We start from the raw sequence: 18,044 nt of genomic DNA, 5'->3' as shown, positions 1-18,044 counted from the left end.
TAGCAAGCATTCGAAGGCTAATCCATTGAGAAGAAGGATTGAAACGCGTGGTGAAAGAATCCTGCCGACCCATGCCGGCAGATTCGAAGGCTAATCCATTGAGAAGAAGGATTGAAACTATCCAGATGCCCGCCAGTACTTGGATTCGCTACTCATATTCGAAGGCTAATCCATTGAGAAGAAGGATTGAAACCTGGCTAAGTCAATTCCAGAAACCTGTACAGGGTCAATTCGAAGGCTAATCCATTGAGAAGAAGGATTGAAACAGTCCAGTCTCTGACAAGGCTAACTCCTGCCCAGTAGATTCGAAGGCTAATCCATTGAGAAGAAGGATTGAAACTTACCAATATCTATACCGATTGGATTGCGGTCGGCATATTCGAAGGCTAATCCATTGAGAAGAAGGATTGAAACGCAGGGTTATCCACTTGATGCGTCCATCGCTCCCCCATTCGAAGGCTAATCCATTGAGAAGAAGGATTGAAACGTCTCCTTTGAAAAGTTTCCCATGCGTGGGGTAGTATTCGAAGGCTAATCCATTGAGAAGAAGGATTGAAACCCTGACTTCTGCGATTCGACGGGCCGCACCAAGTGCAATTCGAAGGCTAATCCATTGAGAAGAAGGATTGAAACTGGTATGGAAACGCCCGATACTATCCTTTTTGACTATTCGAAGGCTAATCCATTGAGAAGAAGGATTGAAACTCGCTTGAGATGCCGGCCAAATCGCTGATGAACCGGATATTCGAAGGCTAATCCATTGAGAAGAAGGATTGAAACTTTTACCCAGAATCTAGGCGAAATATTTGGCGATCTTATTCGAAGGCTAATCCATTGAGAAGAAGGATTGAAACGCAGGTCTGCAACACCCTGCGCGGTCGGAATATCGTATTCGAAGGCTAATCCATTGAGAAGAAGGATTGAAACCTGATTATGGACTACTTAAAAAAGAAATACGATTTCATTCGAAGGCTAATCCATTGAGAAGAAGGATTGAAACTTTGCGACTCCGAAAAAAACGCTTTCGCCCGGTTAACATTCGAAGGCTAATCCATTGAGAAGAAGGATTGAAACCCGATGATTCACCGGGCGGTGGTAAGTTCATCCTGTATTCGAAGGCTAATCCATTGAGAAGAAGGATTGAAACTTAAATCAACTGGCACATAATGAACAGTTTCAATACAATTCGAAGGCTAATCCATTGAGAAGAAGGATTGAAACAATCAATACCAGCGTTTAAGGCTGTCTTGCATTCAGCATTCGAAGGCTAATCCATTGAGAAGAAGGATTGAAACTTGAAAAGCTGAATGCCGGACTTAACAAAATCGGTCTATTCGAAGGCTAATCCATTGAGAAGAAGGATTGAAACAATGATCCAAATAAGCCCATATCATATAAGTATTTAATTCGAAGGCTAATCCATTGAGAAGAAGGATTGAAACCTATAGATGAACTAATAAATATTGGTTCCTTATGTATTCGAAGGCTAATCCATTGAGAAGAAGGATTGAAACTCATTGTTGATCTTGTATAGGCTACGCGTTGGAAAATATTCAAAGGCTAATTCATTGAGAAGAAGGATTGAAATGCCTTTTTGGGTTGTCTTTTAAGTTGGTCAAATTGAGTTTCTGATTGAAAGGGAATGTAAAAATGCCTCGACCAATCGGCAGAGGCATTTCTTTCGTAGTACAATAAGAGGCACCCTATTACTTATAAGGTTGATCTTTCACCAGTCTAATGTCGTTTAACTCTGCTAACACCATCGTGCTGTCGGCGGGAATAATGCCCCGGTTAATCCAGTTGACGACCACCTGCTGACTTACACTGTATTTTTCGGCATATCGCTTGATTGTGAGCCACTGGGTAGTATCCAGCACAAAACCGTGCTGGGTTAGAATTTTCAGTGATTCAGCCGTTTCGCGCTCAGCATCCGCCAACTCCTTATCGAAATCAATCTTTTCATGGACCATGTAGATATAGATTGTGGGGCTGGTTAGGCCCTGGTTGTTTATTCGTCGTCAGGCTTTTGTTTTTTGAGCCATTCTACCATGCTTTGTTACTCAGGTAAATGTTCATCCAGTATGTGTTCTGATTCTTTCTTTCGAGATCATCAAAATGCTCCCGTAACATTTTCTGAGCTCTGTCTCGTTGTAATCTTGAATTAGCAAGCAAACGCTCAATTTGAAACCGTGTCATGTTCTAGCTTACCGGTGGGAGTGCCATTAATGGCTATAAAGATACATTTGTTTAGTAACTAAACAAGTGCTGTTCGAGAGGAGGATGAATTGAAATACAAACCCTAAGATGGTTGTACGAGGGGCATGTTGTATTCGAAGGCTAATCCATGATGAAGAAGGATTGAAACTAGTGAGCCGACAGCAGGGCTGCATCCGAGTTAAATTGATTTTTACAAATAATCAAGCAGTTTTCGCCCCGTTAGGAATAGCCGATTGGTAAGGCCAGGGTGGGCTGAAGCCACGCCCCTTCACGATCGATCAAGCCTACGGCTTTGCTGAGTAACTACCAAAAACGTAGTATACCGTGCGTTTAATCCCTCTGGGATTTTACTTGAAAAATCGGTTATCGTTCCGACACTGGTTACGGTATACAGGCAGGACCCGCATGCAACTGGGTAAAATTACGTATTCCAGTATCAACTGTTAAACAGATTTTCTGTTTCAATGGGTTGATAATTAGTTATTTATGAATGATTTGTATAGCCCACGTAGTTTCCCTATCATACATTTATCCGATTGATGCGCGCAGGAGCTGTAAGTAGTTTTGACACAGGTATTCGACAGTAATCTAAAACCTGTGTCCGGGAATGCGCTCATCTTTACTACTTGTTCTTTGTGGGTTTTGGCTGAGTTCTCCAACCTGGGCTCAGACCGACCCTCCAACCCCTAAATCAGTACCGGTAAAGGTATCGGGTGGATTGAATGCCTATGCGGGTTTCTACACGGCCAGCGGCATAGCGGCCCGAAACCAATCGTCGCCGTTTGGGTTAAGTGGCTCCGTAACCGTGGCTTTACCCGGTGGTATTTCACTCCCTTTCTCGGCCGTATTGGGCAATCAGGGCAATAGCTTTCGGCAGCCCTTTAATCAATTTGGTGTATCGCCAACCTATAAGTGGGCAACCGTTCATGCGGGTTATCGGAATGTGTCCTTCTCCCCGTTCACGCTCGCGGGGCATACGTTTCTGGGTGGTGGCGTTGAACTGAATCCGGGCAAGCTGCGGCTGGGTGCGGTGTATGGCCGGTTCAATAAGGCCATCTCGACGAATCTGGCCGAGCCCGATATTATCCCGGCCTATCAGCGTACAGGTTATGCCGTGAAAGTTGGTTACGGCAAACCCGGCAACTACGTCGATCTGATTATGCTGCGCGCGAAAGACGACTCAGCTTCGATTGTTTCTGTGCCCCAGTCGGTTACCCAAACAGTAGTGCCCGCCGAAAATCTGGTTGTCGGGCTCACTACCAGACTGCTGATTGTCAAACACATTACGGTGGAGTTAGACGCTGCCGTGAGCGCGTTCACCCGCGATGTACGGGCCAGTATCGTGTCGGGGGAGGGGAGTAGCCCCATTACGCGCTTCTTTGGACAATTACTGACACCCCGCCTGTCGACGCAGGTGACGCAGGCAACCCAGGCCGCAATTGGGTACCGGGGCCAGCAGGCGGGTATCAAACTCCAGTACAAACGGATCGACCCCAATTTTCAGACAATGGGGGCTTATTACTTCCAGAGTGATATTGAGAGTTACGCCATCGCGCCGAACCTGAATCTGCTGGAAGGCAAACTTCGACTGTCAGGTAGCTACGGGATTCAGTACGATAACCTGGCCCAGAACAAAAGTGCCCGTACTGGTCGGACGATTGGCTCATTGGTCGTTTCCTATAATCCGGAAACCAAATTCGGCCTCGATGTGCAACTGTCCAACTACGGCATCAGTCAGCAGGCAGGCATTCGCCCCATTATCGACACGGTTCGGCTGGCACAGAACAGCCTCTCGGCCACCGTTAATACACGCTATACACTTCAGAAAGAGGATGTGCTACAGGTGTTCACCCTAACAACGACCTATCAAAAACTCAGCGATCTGAACGCCAATACCGCCAGCCAGACCGAAAATAACAATGTCAACCTGAATCTGGGCTATTTCTATCAGCAAACAACCACCGGCTGGGGCTTCAATGGTATGCTGTCGTACACCCAAACGCAACTGCCCATTGCCGTTGGCGACAGCAACCGGACGGTGCGGTTCTACGGACCAACGATAGGGGCTACGCAGGCTTTTTTCGACAAGAAATTAACGACCTCAGCCAGCGGCAGCTACCTGATCAATCAGCAGTCGGGCTTGCTGGGTAAGGTGCTGACCATTTCGGCAAATGCAGGCTATCAGCTAGCCAAACGGCAGAACCTGAGCCTGGCCATCAACTATTTGAATTCGAATACGGGCATTCAGGGACAGACTTTCAACGAACTCAGAGGTAATCTCGGCTATGGAATCTCATTTTAAATTAAGGGAACCGCAAAGGGCGCAACGTGTTTCGCAAAGAATCTTAGCGGCCTTTGCGATCATCTTAGCGGTCTTTGCGGTTAACACTACATTTGCTCAAACGTTTCCACTGCAAATTCAGGTGAGTGTGATGCCGCCCTACAGCGCTTATTTGCAGGATTATCCCGGAGCGGGGCAGCAGGTGCGGGTCTTTATCATCAACACGGGTCGCCAGGCTTATCAGGTTCGTTTGTCGGGCCAGTTGACGGGCGATAACGGGATCGAAATTCGGACCTCACCCAACTATCGTCCACCCCGTCCGCTCACCGTTCCACCGGGCCAGACTTTACTGAGCCGAAACGACCTTGAAGGGCTGTTTGACCTGAATCAGATCGAGGTAACGGGTATCGACAAGAATCTGCTATCCCGAGGGTTTCCGTTGCCCGATGGAACCTATCAACTCTGCGTACGGGCCTACAACGAAACCACGACTAATACAGCAGCTGTGGCCTTTGGGCAACCGCTGTCGGCCGAATTTCCGCTGGGCTGTTCGGCCCCTATTGTCGTTCGGGCGGTTGAACCTCCTATTCTGATTGCGCCCCTGTGTGATGCCGACATAACGGCGACAACGCCCCAGGCCCTCGTGTTTACCTGGACACCCCCCGCTGGTGTATCGCCCGCACAGGTAGATTACACGCTTCGGGTTGTTGAATTGCCGCAGGTGGATGTTGATCCCAACGTATTTATCGATGCGGTAGCGTTGCCCAAATCGGGCGTTGAGGTTCGAAATTTGCGGACCAGTACATTTTTATACGGCCCTACGCAGCCGCCTTTGCAGGTGGGCAGGCGCTATGCCTGGCGCGTGCAGGCCGTCGATCGGTCGGGGAAACTCAATTTTCTGAACGACGGCAAAAGTCCGGTTTGCTCCTTTACGTATGGGATTGTTCCGAAAGAGTTGGTAAAGCCAGGTCTGGAACTGGTGCAGACACCTACCAAAATTTTACCGATCCCAGGTTTAGGGAATCAAGTTGCCAATATCCCGGCCGATTCGGCTAAACCGATTGCTGTCGCACCGAAACCACTAAAAGCTGCGAAAGCAAAAATAGTCTGTCATGCGGTCGATTTACCGAGTGACGCGAATCCACTGACTGGGGTTCTGAAGGACAAAACCGTTAAACTTGGGGAGTTCGACTTAACGATTGCTACCGCTACGTCCACCAATGGAGGCTATGACGGCGATGGTCGTGTTTCCTGGAACGGGGTACCGATTAAAGTAAGCTTCACCGGACTTAAAGTCAACGGCCAGAATCAGGTGTTCGATGGTGTTGTTAGCTCTAGTAACAGCCAACCCAGCCTGCCTAACATTACCCTGGATGGCAGCTTGCCGGATAACTACCTCGATAAGATTACGACCTCGATCACCGATTTCGCTAAGCAAACTGCTACCGTACCCTTACCGCTCAAGTACGAAGGTAAGCTCGGTACAATTGGTATCAGCCAAATGAACTTCAGTCCGGTTGGAGCCGAAATGGATCTGGTGCTGGGTGTCGCGCTACCCGAAGCGGCTGGCAAAAATCTGTTTTTGGCCGCGGTGAATGTATGCACCAGTCCGCAGAAAAAACTGCCCGATACCGGCACGCTCTATCTCATTAAAGACTACCAGTTGCCGCTGGTTGGGCAAACAGTTGTGTTCAAGCAAAGTGACCCCAGCAGCAGTTCGCCGACCGGAACCTACGCCAACATTGTGAAGGGCGACTTCGAGAAAGTGCATGCGGTCATGGAGCTGAACTTCGGTAGTAAACTTCTGAAACTGGACGACGGAAAGGGCGGCACTAAAGCTGGCGATGTAAAAGCGACACTCACCGCCGACTTTGAGAAATGGGCCGACTGGGTTGCTACTGTCTCATTACCGGCGTTTCAGGTGCCGGGTGCCACTGGCGTGACATTTACGGGCGTCGATGTCGCGTATGACCACTCCGATAAAACGAATCCCGATGGGTTTTCTGTACCTAACGAATACCCTGGCGAGAAAGGGCCAACCTGGCACGGCGTCTTTTTCAAAAAGCTCAATGTCGAATTGCCGCCTTCGCTTAAAAACGATCCGCGTATAGGGGTGGCCGTTAGTAACGGCATCGTTGATGGAAGCGGGTTTACAGGCTTTATTACCCCGGTAAACAAACCAATTTTAGACTATACCAAAGGCTCCTTAGGTGGTTTCGGCTTCTCGATCGAGGATATGGATGTGCTGCTGGTTGCTAGCAAATACATTCGGGGTGGCTTTGGGGGTAAGCTTCAATGCCCCATCAGCAGCGACCCGCTGGCCTATACCTGCACCATGCAGGGCGTGTTCGATGAGTTGCAGTTTACGGCCCTCCCCATGCCCGGCGATTTCCATGTGCCGCTGTTTGCCGCCAACCTGACCCTGAATCAAAACACGGCAATTACGGTGACCTACAAAGCCAATCAGAAAACGATACTGAATGTCAGCCTGAGTGGCCATGCCGAAATTAACACCTCCTTTTTGAAAGGCGGGGTGAAAAGTGCCGTAGATGCGACATTGCCGAAACTGTATTTCGAGAAGTTTAGCGTAGCCAACGATGTCAAATTTGGGGGTACTGAAATTGGCGGAGTGGGCATATACCTCAATACCGGCGACTGGAGTCTGACGAACGATATTGCCAAATCATCCCCATCCGGACCTTCGAAAGGCGGCCAGGGACACGGCCCCTATAGCCCCGATGAGGAACTGGAGTACTACGAACCCATGGCCGACACGCCCAATGGCTCGGCGGCTGGCTTTCCCATTTATTTCGATACGCCTAAAATGGTCAATACACCCGATGGGGCCGGGGTTCAGCTCGCCATTGGTATAAAACTGGGTGGTGAAGACAAAACGCTGGTGGATGGAAAAGGTACATTCGATGTACTGGGCACCATTAGCAAGGGGGCCGGGGGGCGCTTCACCCCATCGTTTAACGGCGTATTTATCCGGAAAATCACGCTCAAGGGCGAGTTGGGGCCAGTTTCGGTAGATGGTTCCGTTAATTTCTTCAACAAGGATACCAAATTCGGCAGTGGGTTTAAAGGCAATGCGTCCGTGAACATTCCGTCGATCGGATCGGGGATCGACGTTGTGGTGCTGTTCGGGAAAACCAGCACCTACCATTATTTCTACCTGGATGCCAATGCCCATTTTTCGCCCGGCATACCCATGGTAGGACCACTGATGCTGACCGGTTTGGGCGGTGGCGTTCTATATAACCTGGCTATCGATAAACTTCCCGCGAATGGGCCGGCCGAAGGGGCCAAAACCGGTGTGGCCGATATGAAAAGTATTGGCGCTACGCCATCGGGAGTGGTGTATACGCCTAAGCAGGGCGGCTGGGGTATCAAAGCGCGCGTATTTGCCGGATTGGTGGATACTCATGTGTTCAACTCGTCGGTCGAACTGTCGGCTACGTTCGAAAACGGGGGCATGACCTACATGGGCATGACTGGCCTGGGTGTTGTGCTGAGCCCAACTGGATTACCGACCAAACAGGACGGCGTCGTCAATTCGAACGTAACCATTGCCTGGTCGAAGGGTGTGGCTCCGGCAGGTGATGCGTTCGATGTGACGGCCAGTGTAAACGGAAGCTTTTTAAGCTCATCGATCAGCATTCCGGTTGGTATGCACTTCTCGAGCAGTACCTGGCACGTAAAACTTGGCGATCCATACGGGGCTTTTGATGGCAGTGATGGCAAACGGATAAAAGCCACGCTGCTCAATATCAATGAAAGTGTCGTGAAGGTCAACCTGACGCTGACGGGTTATGCGGCTGTCGGAAACGATATGCACACTCTGCCCGCTCTACCTACTGATGTATCGAATTTCTTCGCCAGTCATCCCGACAAGGGTGACCCAGCCCAGGGCAACCAGCAGGCCGTGGCGAACATGGAGCAGCAAAACAAAAAATACGAGGTTAGCGGGTCGAAGGTACCCACCGGGGGCGATTTCGCACTTATGCTGGGGGGCGCACTCGATGGAAATCTGACCGTGCAGTGCATGCCCTTCCGGTTGAAAGCCAAAGGAATTGTTGGTTTCGATGCGGCCCTGTTTAAAGACCAGACCTGTAAGGAGGGAAATAAACCCGCAGGGATCATGGGCTGGTACGGCACGGGGCAGGTGTATGCCTACTTCATGGGCGCTATTGATCTGTTTGTCGATGTCTGGTTTTTTGAGGGAGCCGTGGAGCTAATGAAGCTCCAGGCCGGTGCCCAACTGGCAGGTGGTTTCCCCAGTCCGAGCTGGGCCGAAGGCGACGTGGCCGTATCGGGCGAAGTACTGGATGGGTTAATCTCCGTGGATACCGACGCGCATTTTCAGTTTGGCGATAAATGTCAGCCGGTCTATTCCGGCGATCCGCTGAGCGATATCAAAGTGATTTCTGACATGCAGCCGGGCAATGGCGCTAAAGACGTTGACTGCCGCCCCACACTGGCCGTTGCCTTCAACATGCCCATGAACAAGCCGTTTGTCATCCATATCCCCAACGGCGACAGTTCGCCCGGTGGTACGCCACGGATTTATATCTTCCAGCCGCAGGCACCCGTACTGACGTATTCGACGGCCCAGAAAAAGAATGTGCCGGTAACAAAACTGAGTGCTCAAAATTGGTCGGCCGACAAGAAATCATACACGATTCAAGCAACGGATTATTTGCCTTCGCTGGCTACCTGCGCGTTCACTCAAACCGTAGTGGTTAAAGAGCAGGTTAACTACAAGCTTCTCGACCCCTACATCGACAAGCTTCAGGCTCGGGTGCCGCGCAAGCAGGATAGTACTCTAACGTTTACCCTGGGTCAGCAGCCAAACGAAATTCCGGCCAAAGATCTGCAAATGACCTGGCCCATTGATAAGCAGGTGTATTTCCTGAAAAACCAGCTTAAAAAAGGGTTCATCCGGGGCAATTACGGTGGATTGGATATTTTGAAAGACACCCAGAATCCAGCGTTTCAGTACGTTATGGTTTTTCAGGAGTTCGATTTCGTTCAGGGTATGGGTAAATCGGTCGAGCAGCCCATCAGCTATACCGGTAACGGCCTGATTACGTTCGATATACCCAGTACGTTGAAAAATGCACAGGCTTATTTTATGACCCTGCGCAAACGGACCAAAACAACGGGCAGCGGTGCCAGTGGGTCACTCACGCAGGTGTCCTACGCCAGCCTCTCGAAAAACGGTGGCGTGCAATACCAGCGCACGAGCGTAAACACCAGTGCCTTACAAAACGTAGCGGCCATCAGTACAGAAGGGCAGAAGCTATTGGGCTTTGTATTCATCACCAGCCGCTACAACACCATCGCCGAAAAACTGAAAGGTCTGCGACTTCGAGCCAGTGAGTATAATGTGGCTTACCAGCTACAGCTCAACCCAACGGTTACCGATGGCTATGAAGGCTTCGATTCGTTTGAGTTGGTTGGCGGCTCGATCTATCCAAATGCGCAGATCGAGCCCATGTTGAGCGAACGGGCTCCTAAAGTGGATACACCCTTCGAGCAGACGATGCAGAAGAATCTGTATGATGTGATGCAGACGCTGTCGATCAACGATAAAACAGAAACAACCACGAATTACAACACCTGGACGCAGCAGTCGACGTCGGATGGCGGTGGCGTGGTAAACTCACCCAGCAGTCCCGTCACGACTAGCCATTATACACCCGCCACCATCCAGCAAACGGATGTGCTCTGGTCATTTTTCCGGGACACATACACCACGAATGAAGGGGCACCGATTTACCTGGGGCCGAACGATAGGGCAGTGCTCCATAGTGGTCCATCCGAAAAATTTGGCCTGACCTACTACCGCGATCAGATCATGCAGAATGACCTTGGCGCTATGGTCAATTTATTCTGGCAGATGCGGGTGGCCAATTCCGAGGCTGCCATGAAGTACGCGAAGTATCTCAAACAGAAGGGCAAGATCCCCGGCAATACGACGGTAGAGGCTTATGCCAAGGAATATAGTACCAAACCGGCTCCCTATCCTGATTGCTATGACTATTGGCAGAACGTGACGGCCCAGACGCCCTTCCTGTCGCTGAAGAGCGCGGTTGACTTATGCAGTTTTCCCGGAAGTATAGCTCAGCAGAACGCCCTGAAGCCCTTTTTCGATAAAACCCAGTGGGATTATGACCAGGTGCCCGTACGTAAGGCGGTTGATCCGTTCAATGTGGAGTTTACCTACCGTATCCAGGGCGAAAGTCTGTTCACGCCTGGCACCTATACCCAGGCGTTCCATATCGGGGATGTGAACACGGCTGATACGCCCAAAACGAAACCTGTACAGGGGGCCATCCAGCCCGTAAAGTCAGTTCAGTCGCTGGAGTCGGTTCTGAAAAATTCGGTTCCTAAAAACTTGTAAGCACGTCTCGCCCATGAACCTATTTTGTCGGTACTCTATCGCTAGTCTCCTGATCGTGAGTTCAGTCTGGTTGGGAATGGCCTCTGTCAGCGCGCAACCGAAAAAGGCCGCGCAGCCTAAACCTAAACTGGCTACGCTGGCCCTGAAAGCCCGCAGTTATGGCGATTCGATCGTGCTTCGCTGGGGTGTCGATCAGGGCGCTTATTGGCTAATCGCGAATCAGCGGGGTTATATGCTGGACCGCATTCAGTACATACCCGGCCAGGCTAAACCTGTCCATAAGCTGCTTACCGTAACGCCACTGAAGCCCTGGCCGCTCGATTCAATGAAAAAACGGCTTCGTCGCGATGACCGCTATGCGGCCGTTGCTGCCCAGTTGCTGTACGGGAAAACCTATACCGAAACCGCCAAAGACGAAGCTGTTGGTTTTTATAAGGCCTATCAGGAGCAACAGGGAAAATTACTCATGGCAGCTGTGGCCGCGGATTTTTCGGCCGGCGCTGCCAATGCGCTGGCCTTACGCTTCGTAGACCGAACATTCGATAAACAGGCCGTTCGCTGTGTGTATCGGCTGTGGATCAACAACGGCCCCAAACCCCGCCCCAACGATCTGACCGACACCGTAACGGTATCGGTTACGCCCTGGCGCATCGATACACTGGCGGCTCCGAAAGTAGCAACCGTTGAATCGGGTGATGGCGTACTGAAACTGCGGTGGTACAAATACGCCAATGGGGGCGCTTACTCCGGTTATTATATCGAACGCAGCGAGGATGGTAAAACCTACAAGCGGCTCAATGCTGTGCCGTATGTGCAGAGTCGCCCCGATACCCTAAAGCCAACCAACCGCCAGCAACTGTCGGGTGGTCAGGTCGAGTACACCGACTCCATCAAGGTGAACTACCGGAAATTCTATTACCGGATCATTGGTGTTAGCAGTTTCGCTGACCTCAGTCCGGCTTCCAAGCCGCTCGTGGGGAGCGGTCGCGATCTGACCCCGCCCCTTGCTCCGGCGCAATTGACAAAACAAATCGTAGATAACCGGCGCATTGTGCTGAACTGGGAAATGCCCAAACCCTCGCCTGATCTGAAAGGCTTCGTGGTGGCACGGGCTGCCGATATCAACGGTTCATACCAGCCGCTAACGCAAACGGTGCTGCCGTTGACGGCCCGTACCTTCACCGATGAAAAACCCCTTGCCTACTATGGCCGATATTATGTGGTCGCTGCCGTCGATACGGCCGGAAATCTGGCCTACTCCCTACCGATTGCGGCAACAATTGCGGATAAAACGCCACCTGCTCCACCGCGTGGGTTACGGATTAGCGTAGACACCAACGGGGTGGCAACGCTTCGCTGGCCTGGCCCAACGGAAGCCGATGTTATTGGCTACAAAGTGTATCGGGCGTATCAGCGCGACGATAAATTTTATCAGCAGCGAACGCCACTGATCCTCACCGATACGATGTATACCGACACGCTACCAACGCGCAGCCTGACACGCCAGGCGTACTACAAACTGGTGGCGATTGATCTGACCAATAACTACTCCGACTTTTCGGAGCCTATCGAGGTAGCCATTCCCGATAAAATTCCGCCCGCTACTCCCATTATCAAAGCCATCAGCGTAACCGATCAGGGCGTTCGGCTGGATATTGTACCGAGCCTCAGCAGCGATGTGGTTGAACACGCCATCTACCGTCGGCAGCCGGATCGACCCTGGCAGCTTGTTCGGAAACTAACGGGCGCGCCCCAGATGGATGTGCTGGTCGTGGATAGTTCGGCGGTGCATCAGAGTCAGTATGAGTATTCCGTACTGGCTCGTGATGCGGGTGGACGGCAGTCGGCGCGGTCGTTTATTGTGCCCATTACCTACGTCAATCTCAAGCAATTGGCGTTGCCCGCACCTACGGGCCTGCGGGCGGTTTATGACCCGCAGCGCAAAGCGATTCGGGTAGACTGGGCTGCGCGGCCACCAGCGGGGAAATACCATTTTGTGGTGTACCGGACTGTCAATAACGAAGGATTGAGTCTATACAAATCCACGTTTGACAGCTCACTCAATGACGAAAAGTTAAGCCAGAGCGGGCGCTACACCTATGCGGTTCGGCTGGTTTCCGACGACCGGCAATCGATACTGAGTAGCGAGATAACTGTTGATTATCAGAAGTGAAGCGTTCCATTTTGTCGAAACCTGACAACGAATCATGCAAAAAGCTATAATTCTCTTGTTGATTACTGGATTTTGGTTCGGCATAAACCGAAACCCGGTAGTTGCCCAGTCAAACGCACCCACGAATCTGTCGGGAACGGCACCTGCCTATAACCGGGTTGTGCTCACCTGGAAAGACAATTCAACGAACGAAACCAAGTTCGAGATCGAGCGGAACAACTTCGCCACGTTCACTAAAATTGGCGAAGTCGCAGCTAATGCGACAACCTACACCGACAATACGACGGGGGGAGGGACCTATCGGGTACGAGCCGTTTTCGCAACGGGTGCCTCTGGCTATTCGAATGAATTTTCCATCACGACCCCTCCTGAACCACCGGGTGCGCCAACCGGATTGGTTACCGCCGTGCAGAATAGTAATAGCATCAAACTAACCTGGAATAATGGCGCTGGAGGGACGGCCACCGATTATCAGGTTGAGCGAGGATCGAACGCCGGGGGCGCGTTTACGCTCCTGCAAACCATTGCCTATAGCCGGACGCCGACCTTTACGGATAATAGCGTAACCGGTGGTAACCAATATTGCTATCGGGTGCGGGCACGTGCTAGCGGAGGCTCATCCGACTATTCGGCCGTGTCGTGCGCTACACCACCGCTAACGGCTACGAACGTAAAAAACGTTGCGGCTCAGGCCCTCAGTAGTAGTGCTATCAAACTAACCTGGGATCGGTATGGTAAAGAATCGGGTATCGGCATTGAGCGACGGGTAGGACAGACGGGTAGCTGGAGCCGGATCGCTTCGACACTGGCCGATGGCGGTGAGTACACCGATAACGGCTTAAACTCGAATACGGAATACTGCTACCGGATAGCCGAAGATGGGCACGATTACTCCAGCATCGCCTGTGCAACTACGCAGCAAAGTACACCCAGTGCACCTGCCCGCCTGACGGCAAGTGCCGTATCGAGCAGCCAGATCAATCTGCAATGGGCCGATTTGTCGGATAATGAATCGAACTTTCAGATTGAGCGGGCCAGCAGCGCAACCGCTTCCTTTTCTAAAATTGCGGATGTGGGTGCAAACACGACGACCTTCAGTGACCAGAATCTGTCGGCAAGCACCCAATATTGTTACCGGATTCGTGCCGTGAATAGCGCTGGTGCCAGCGGATACTCAGATAGTCAATGCGCGACTACCCAGGCACCTCCCGTAGGCGCTCCAACAAATTTAGCTGCTACGGCAACTTCAACGACGCAAATTAATCTAACCTGGACGGGCGTAGCAGGAGCGGCCAGTTACCAGCTTGAACGAAGTCCTAATGGGAACGATAGCTGGACGAAAGTGGCTGACCCCGCTGGCAATGCGACCAGTTATAGTGATGGAAGTTTAACACCCAATACCCGCTATTACTATCGGCTCCGGGCTGTAATTGGTGGGAACACAGGGCCATACAGCAACGTGGCCGATGCCCTTACGCCCGACACGCCCCCGGCAGCCCCCGCCCGCCTGACAATTACAGCAACGACGTATAATCAGGTCAGCTTACAATGGGCCGATCTATCGGGCAACGAAACCGGATTCCAGATTGAACGGGCGCCTGATGGAACTAGCTGGACTAACGTTGGGGATGCCGGGGCCAACAGTACAACTTATACCGATCCAACCGTGCAGGCGCAAACCCATTACTACTACCGGGTTCGGGCGGTGAATGGGGCTGGTCCGTCGGATGTGAGCAACGTGGTCGATACCACTACGCCCGTTGGGCCACCGGCTGCCCCGCAGAATCTGGCCGCGAAAGCAACGTCAACGACACAGATTGCGCTGACCTGGACGGCTGTAGCCAATGCCGATAACATTGTAATTGAGCGCAGCCCGAATGGGAATGACAACTGGAGTCAGATTCAGAGCGTAGCGGGGAATACGACCAGCTACACCGACACCGGCCTGACGCCTAACGTTCGATACTATTACCGTATCCGAGCCATCAACGGCAGCGGAACAGGCGTAAACAGCAATGTGGCCGATGCCATAACCCCCGACGTACCCCCCGCTGCCCCCGCCCGCCTGACGGCTACGGTTATATGGGCAACGCAGATCAATCTGGCCTGGGCCGATTTATCATCGAACGAAGCCAGCTTTGCCATCGAGCAAAGCCCTGACGGGGTAACGTGGACGAAAGTAGGTGATGCGCCAGCTAATGCGACAACGTTCCAGCATACGGGCCTTTCGCCCAACACGAAATACTATTATCGAATTCAGGCTGTCAATGCCGCCGGGCCGTCGGGCTATTCAAATACCGTCGATGCAACTACCCCCGATGTTCCACCGGCAGCGCCGACCAATCTGGTGGCTACCCCAACCTTGGCCACCCAAATTACGCTGGTTTGGGTCGATGGATCGGCGAATGAAACGGGCTTTGAGATCGAACGGAGCGATAGCCAGACCGGCACCTTCACGAAGATTGGTGAGGTTGGGGCCAACGTGACCACCTTCGATGATAAAGGACTGAAATCGGCTACACCTTATTGTTATCGGGTACTGGCCAAAAATTCAATAGGGTCGTCCGCTTACTCGCCTGTGGCCTGTGCGACTACCCCCGATGTTCCTCCCGCAGCCCCCGCCCGCCTGACGGCTACGGCTGTATCGACGAGTCAGATCAACCTGACCTGGGCTGACCTATCGACTAATGAAAGTGGCTTTGAGATTGAGCGAAGTACCAGCGCAACGGGCACCTTTACCAAAATTGCCGATGCCCCCGCCAATGCCACCACCTATGAAGACAGGAACCTGACCGACAACACGGCCTATTGCTATCGGATTCGGGCAAAAAACGCGGCTGGCAATTCGGGATATACCGATCCTGCCTGTGCCACTACGCCCCTGGCACCACCCGCTACGCCAACGAATTTGGTCGCTCAGGTATTCGATTATGACCAGATCAAACTGACCTGGGCTGCGTTGGGTGCAACAGCCGTTACGGTCGTTATTGAACGAGCGACAAACCCCAATGGCCCTTTTGCCGAAATCAAGCAACAGCCTGCTTCGCAGACGACGTATATAGATATGGGTTTGCAGGAATTCACGACCTACTATTACCGGATCAAAGCCGTCAATGCTGCTGGCTCATCGGCCTACTCGAACGTGGCTACGGCACGCGTAGAGGAGGTGATCATTGCGGTTGAAGATGAGTTGGAAACCCACACCACCCTTTTTGTAAGTCAGCGTTCGCTGCATGTGATTACGAACTGGTTTACAACAGCCCAAACTACCCTTCATATACAGACGGCCAATGGAAGTATCGTACTGACGGATAACCGGAAAGTGCGACCGGCCGACAGATGGGATTATAATCTGGATTCACTACCGACCGGGCTTTATATTATTACGATTGTTGCCGATGGGCGCAAACTTGCCAAACGTATTCTGCTGCCATGAACAAGCAACCCCTTCTATTCCGCCTGCTGACTGGACTCCTGCTGGTTAATCTGGCAGGCTGTCAGCCTAAAGTCGTTACCCCCATTACGTCGCTGATCAATAAAGTCTGGAAAGCCAACACCGTGAAAGAAGCTGATTTGCTGGTGTTTACGCTGGGCGCTGCTAACAACATCAAGCCGGGCTACACGAATTTTCGGCTTGACTTAAGTAAGCCGGATACCGTGCGCTTGAAGGATGTTGATGGGCGATTGACGGTGGGTACCTGGACTGTCTCGACGGATAACAAACGGTTGATTTTAGATAATCTGAATCCAAAACCCACGAATACCGGCGGGCGCGTTGAGTATTACATTTTGTCGGAACCCGACGGTGCATCCCTACAACTCGAACGCACCGCCGAAAGCCGGAAAACGGGAAACACAATTGATCAGTATGCGTTGATTCCGGAGTGAAAAATGGGACGCTGATGGCGCAACGGCAAATGTTGCATATTATGATTAACGTGAATGCGGGATTGAAATGGTCTGGTAAGTTCCTAACGGGCAAAACAAATGCAGCCTAGTCCTGAATTCGCAGTATGATTAAAATAAATCTTAACAATTCAGAATTGATTATTGGGTAAGATTCTCTTAAAAGGGCTGGATAGTTAGCCGATCAATAAATAATCTTTCTTTTTTAATCTATTTTTTGCCTCATTATCAATGTCTTAGTCTTAGCTTCATCTCAGATTTTTCACTCCTAACTTCTCTAATATGAAACGCAGCTTTGACGATCTGAAAATTCTTATCAGTCTGATGGCAATTGTCTCGCTTATTGCTGTTAGCGTCTTTTTTTACTGGGCGACCTGGATGAATTTTCATTGAGATTTAATTGCCGATTAAGATCGTCTTTATGTCCTGTTTGTTGCTTTGGGGCATGAAAACGTCGCGTAAATCATTGCACATTCCCGGTCCTTGGACATTTGTGTTTGCCGTTTCGGGATACCTGTTTTGGGTAGCCATAGAGAACATCTGGAAACTCATTTTTTAATGCCTATTAACAGAAATTAGTTAGTTCGAAAGGCTAATCCATGAAGGTGTATTTAGTTAAGTAATTCGACTTATTTAAATGAACAATCAATGCATTTCAAATCTGCGATACAACCCTTGTTCATTTTATAGTATCCATTTACTTAGTTACTATGAATGCTAATTATTTCACTTCAATTGTCCTTTTTGTGTGAATAATCACTATAGATATAATTAATCTATTTTTGGTATATTAATTGCCTGTCAGCCAGTCCATTAGCTCATATTTTTTGTAAGTATCTAAAAAATTCTCGTTTCTGTACCATGAAACGAGATGTACCTGATCTAAGTCCATGGGCACTGCTATTGGCAGTATTGAGTGTGGCGCTTTGGCTCTTATTCCGTTGGGTTTGGAAACTGATGGGCTAGTAGCAAAGCGATATCAATGCCGATACTCACCTTCGTAAGGCTGTGGCAGTGAGATGGACAATCTGGAAATTGATATATGGGAAACCGTGTTAAAG

General features: G+C 50.8%; 6 protein-coding genes and 1 CRISPR repeat array (1 of these 7 cut by a window edge). Of the genes, 5 read left to right on the top strand and 1 reads right to left on the bottom strand.

Features of this window, described 5'->3' with window-relative positions; all coding sequences use genetic code 11:
- Positions 1 to 1,588: a CRISPR direct-repeat array (repeat unit 37 nt; unit sequence ATTCGAAGGCTAATCCATTGAGAAGAAGGATTGAAAC); it reaches 361 nt to the left of the window's first position.
- Between the two features lie 118 nt (positions 1,589 to 1,706).
- Positions 1,707 to 1,970, bottom strand: a complete 264-nt coding sequence (locus tag EXU85_RS31300) for a hypothetical protein (RefSeq protein WP_142775848.1) — start codon at positions 1,968 to 1,970, stop codon at positions 1,707 to 1,709.
- 854 nt (positions 1,971 to 2,824) lie between these two features.
- Between EXU85_RS31300 and EXU85_RS31295 the strand changes: the two genes are divergently transcribed.
- The 5 genes from EXU85_RS31295 to EXU85_RS31275 are packed head-to-tail and all read left to right on the top strand — an operon-like array spanning position 2,825 to position 16,965.
- Entirely contained in the window at positions 2,825 to 4,519 is a 1,695-nt protein-coding gene (locus EXU85_RS31295) for a hypothetical protein (protein ID WP_142775847.1), read from the top strand.
- On the top strand, positions 4,503 to 10,904 hold the full coding sequence (locus EXU85_RS31290; RefSeq protein WP_142775846.1) for a hypothetical protein: 6,402 nt from the start codon (positions 4,503 to 4,505) through the stop codon (positions 10,902 to 10,904). Before EXU85_RS31295 ends, EXU85_RS31290 begins: the two co-directional genes overlap by 17 nt.
- 13 nt (positions 10,905 to 10,917) lie before the next feature.
- Positions 10,918 to 13,077: a fibronectin type III domain-containing protein gene (locus EXU85_RS31285; protein WP_142775845.1), complete on the top strand. Its 2,160-nt coding sequence runs from the start codon at positions 10,918 to 10,920 to the stop codon at positions 13,075 to 13,077.
- Between the two features lie 34 nt (positions 13,078 to 13,111).
- The gene (locus tag EXU85_RS31280; protein ID WP_142775844.1) at positions 13,112 to 16,513 is read left to right on the top strand and encodes a fibronectin type III domain-containing protein; all 3,402 of its coding nucleotides are present in this window, start codon (positions 13,112 to 13,114) and stop codon (positions 16,511 to 16,513) included.
- Positions 16,510 to 16,965, top strand: coding sequence for a hypothetical protein (locus EXU85_RS31275; protein ID WP_142775843.1), 456 nt, complete (start codon positions 16,510 to 16,512; stop codon positions 16,963 to 16,965). The genes EXU85_RS31280 and EXU85_RS31275 overlap by 4 nt, the downstream gene beginning before the upstream one ends.
- The last annotated feature ends 1,079 nt before the right edge of the window (positions 16,966 to 18,044 follow it).

This window comes from Spirosoma sp. KCTC 42546, assembly GCF_006965485.1.
Classification (GTDB): domain Bacteria; phylum Bacteroidota; class Bacteroidia; order Cytophagales; family Spirosomataceae; genus Spirosoma.
The sequence above is the reverse complement of the archived record's forward strand: the minus strand, read 5'-3'. Positions and strand labels throughout refer to the sequence as shown.

What these genes read in the sequence shown, in the direction of transcription:
- EXU85_RS31290 (WP_142775846.1), top strand. Translation starts at nt 4,503, where the DNA reads ATGGAATCTCATTTTAAATTAAGGGAACCGCAAAGGGCGCAACGTGTT.
- EXU85_RS31280 (WP_142775844.1), top strand. Translation starts at nt 13,112, where the DNA reads ATGCAAAAAGCTATAATTCTCTTGTTGATTACTGGATTTTGGTTCGGC.
- EXU85_RS31300 (WP_142775848.1), bottom strand. Translation starts at nt 1,970, where the DNA reads ATGGTCCATGAAAAGATTGATTTCGATAAGGAGTTGGCGGATGCTGAG.
- EXU85_RS31275 (WP_142775843.1), top strand. Translation starts at nt 16,510, where the DNA reads ATGAACAAGCAACCCCTTCTATTCCGCCTGCTGACTGGACTCCTGCTG.
- EXU85_RS31295 (WP_142775847.1), top strand. Translation starts at nt 2,825, where the DNA reads ATGCGCTCATCTTTACTACTTGTTCTTTGTGGGTTTTGGCTGAGTTCT.
- EXU85_RS31285 (WP_142775845.1), top strand. Translation starts at nt 10,918, where the DNA reads ATGAACCTATTTTGTCGGTACTCTATCGCTAGTCTCCTGATCGTGAGT.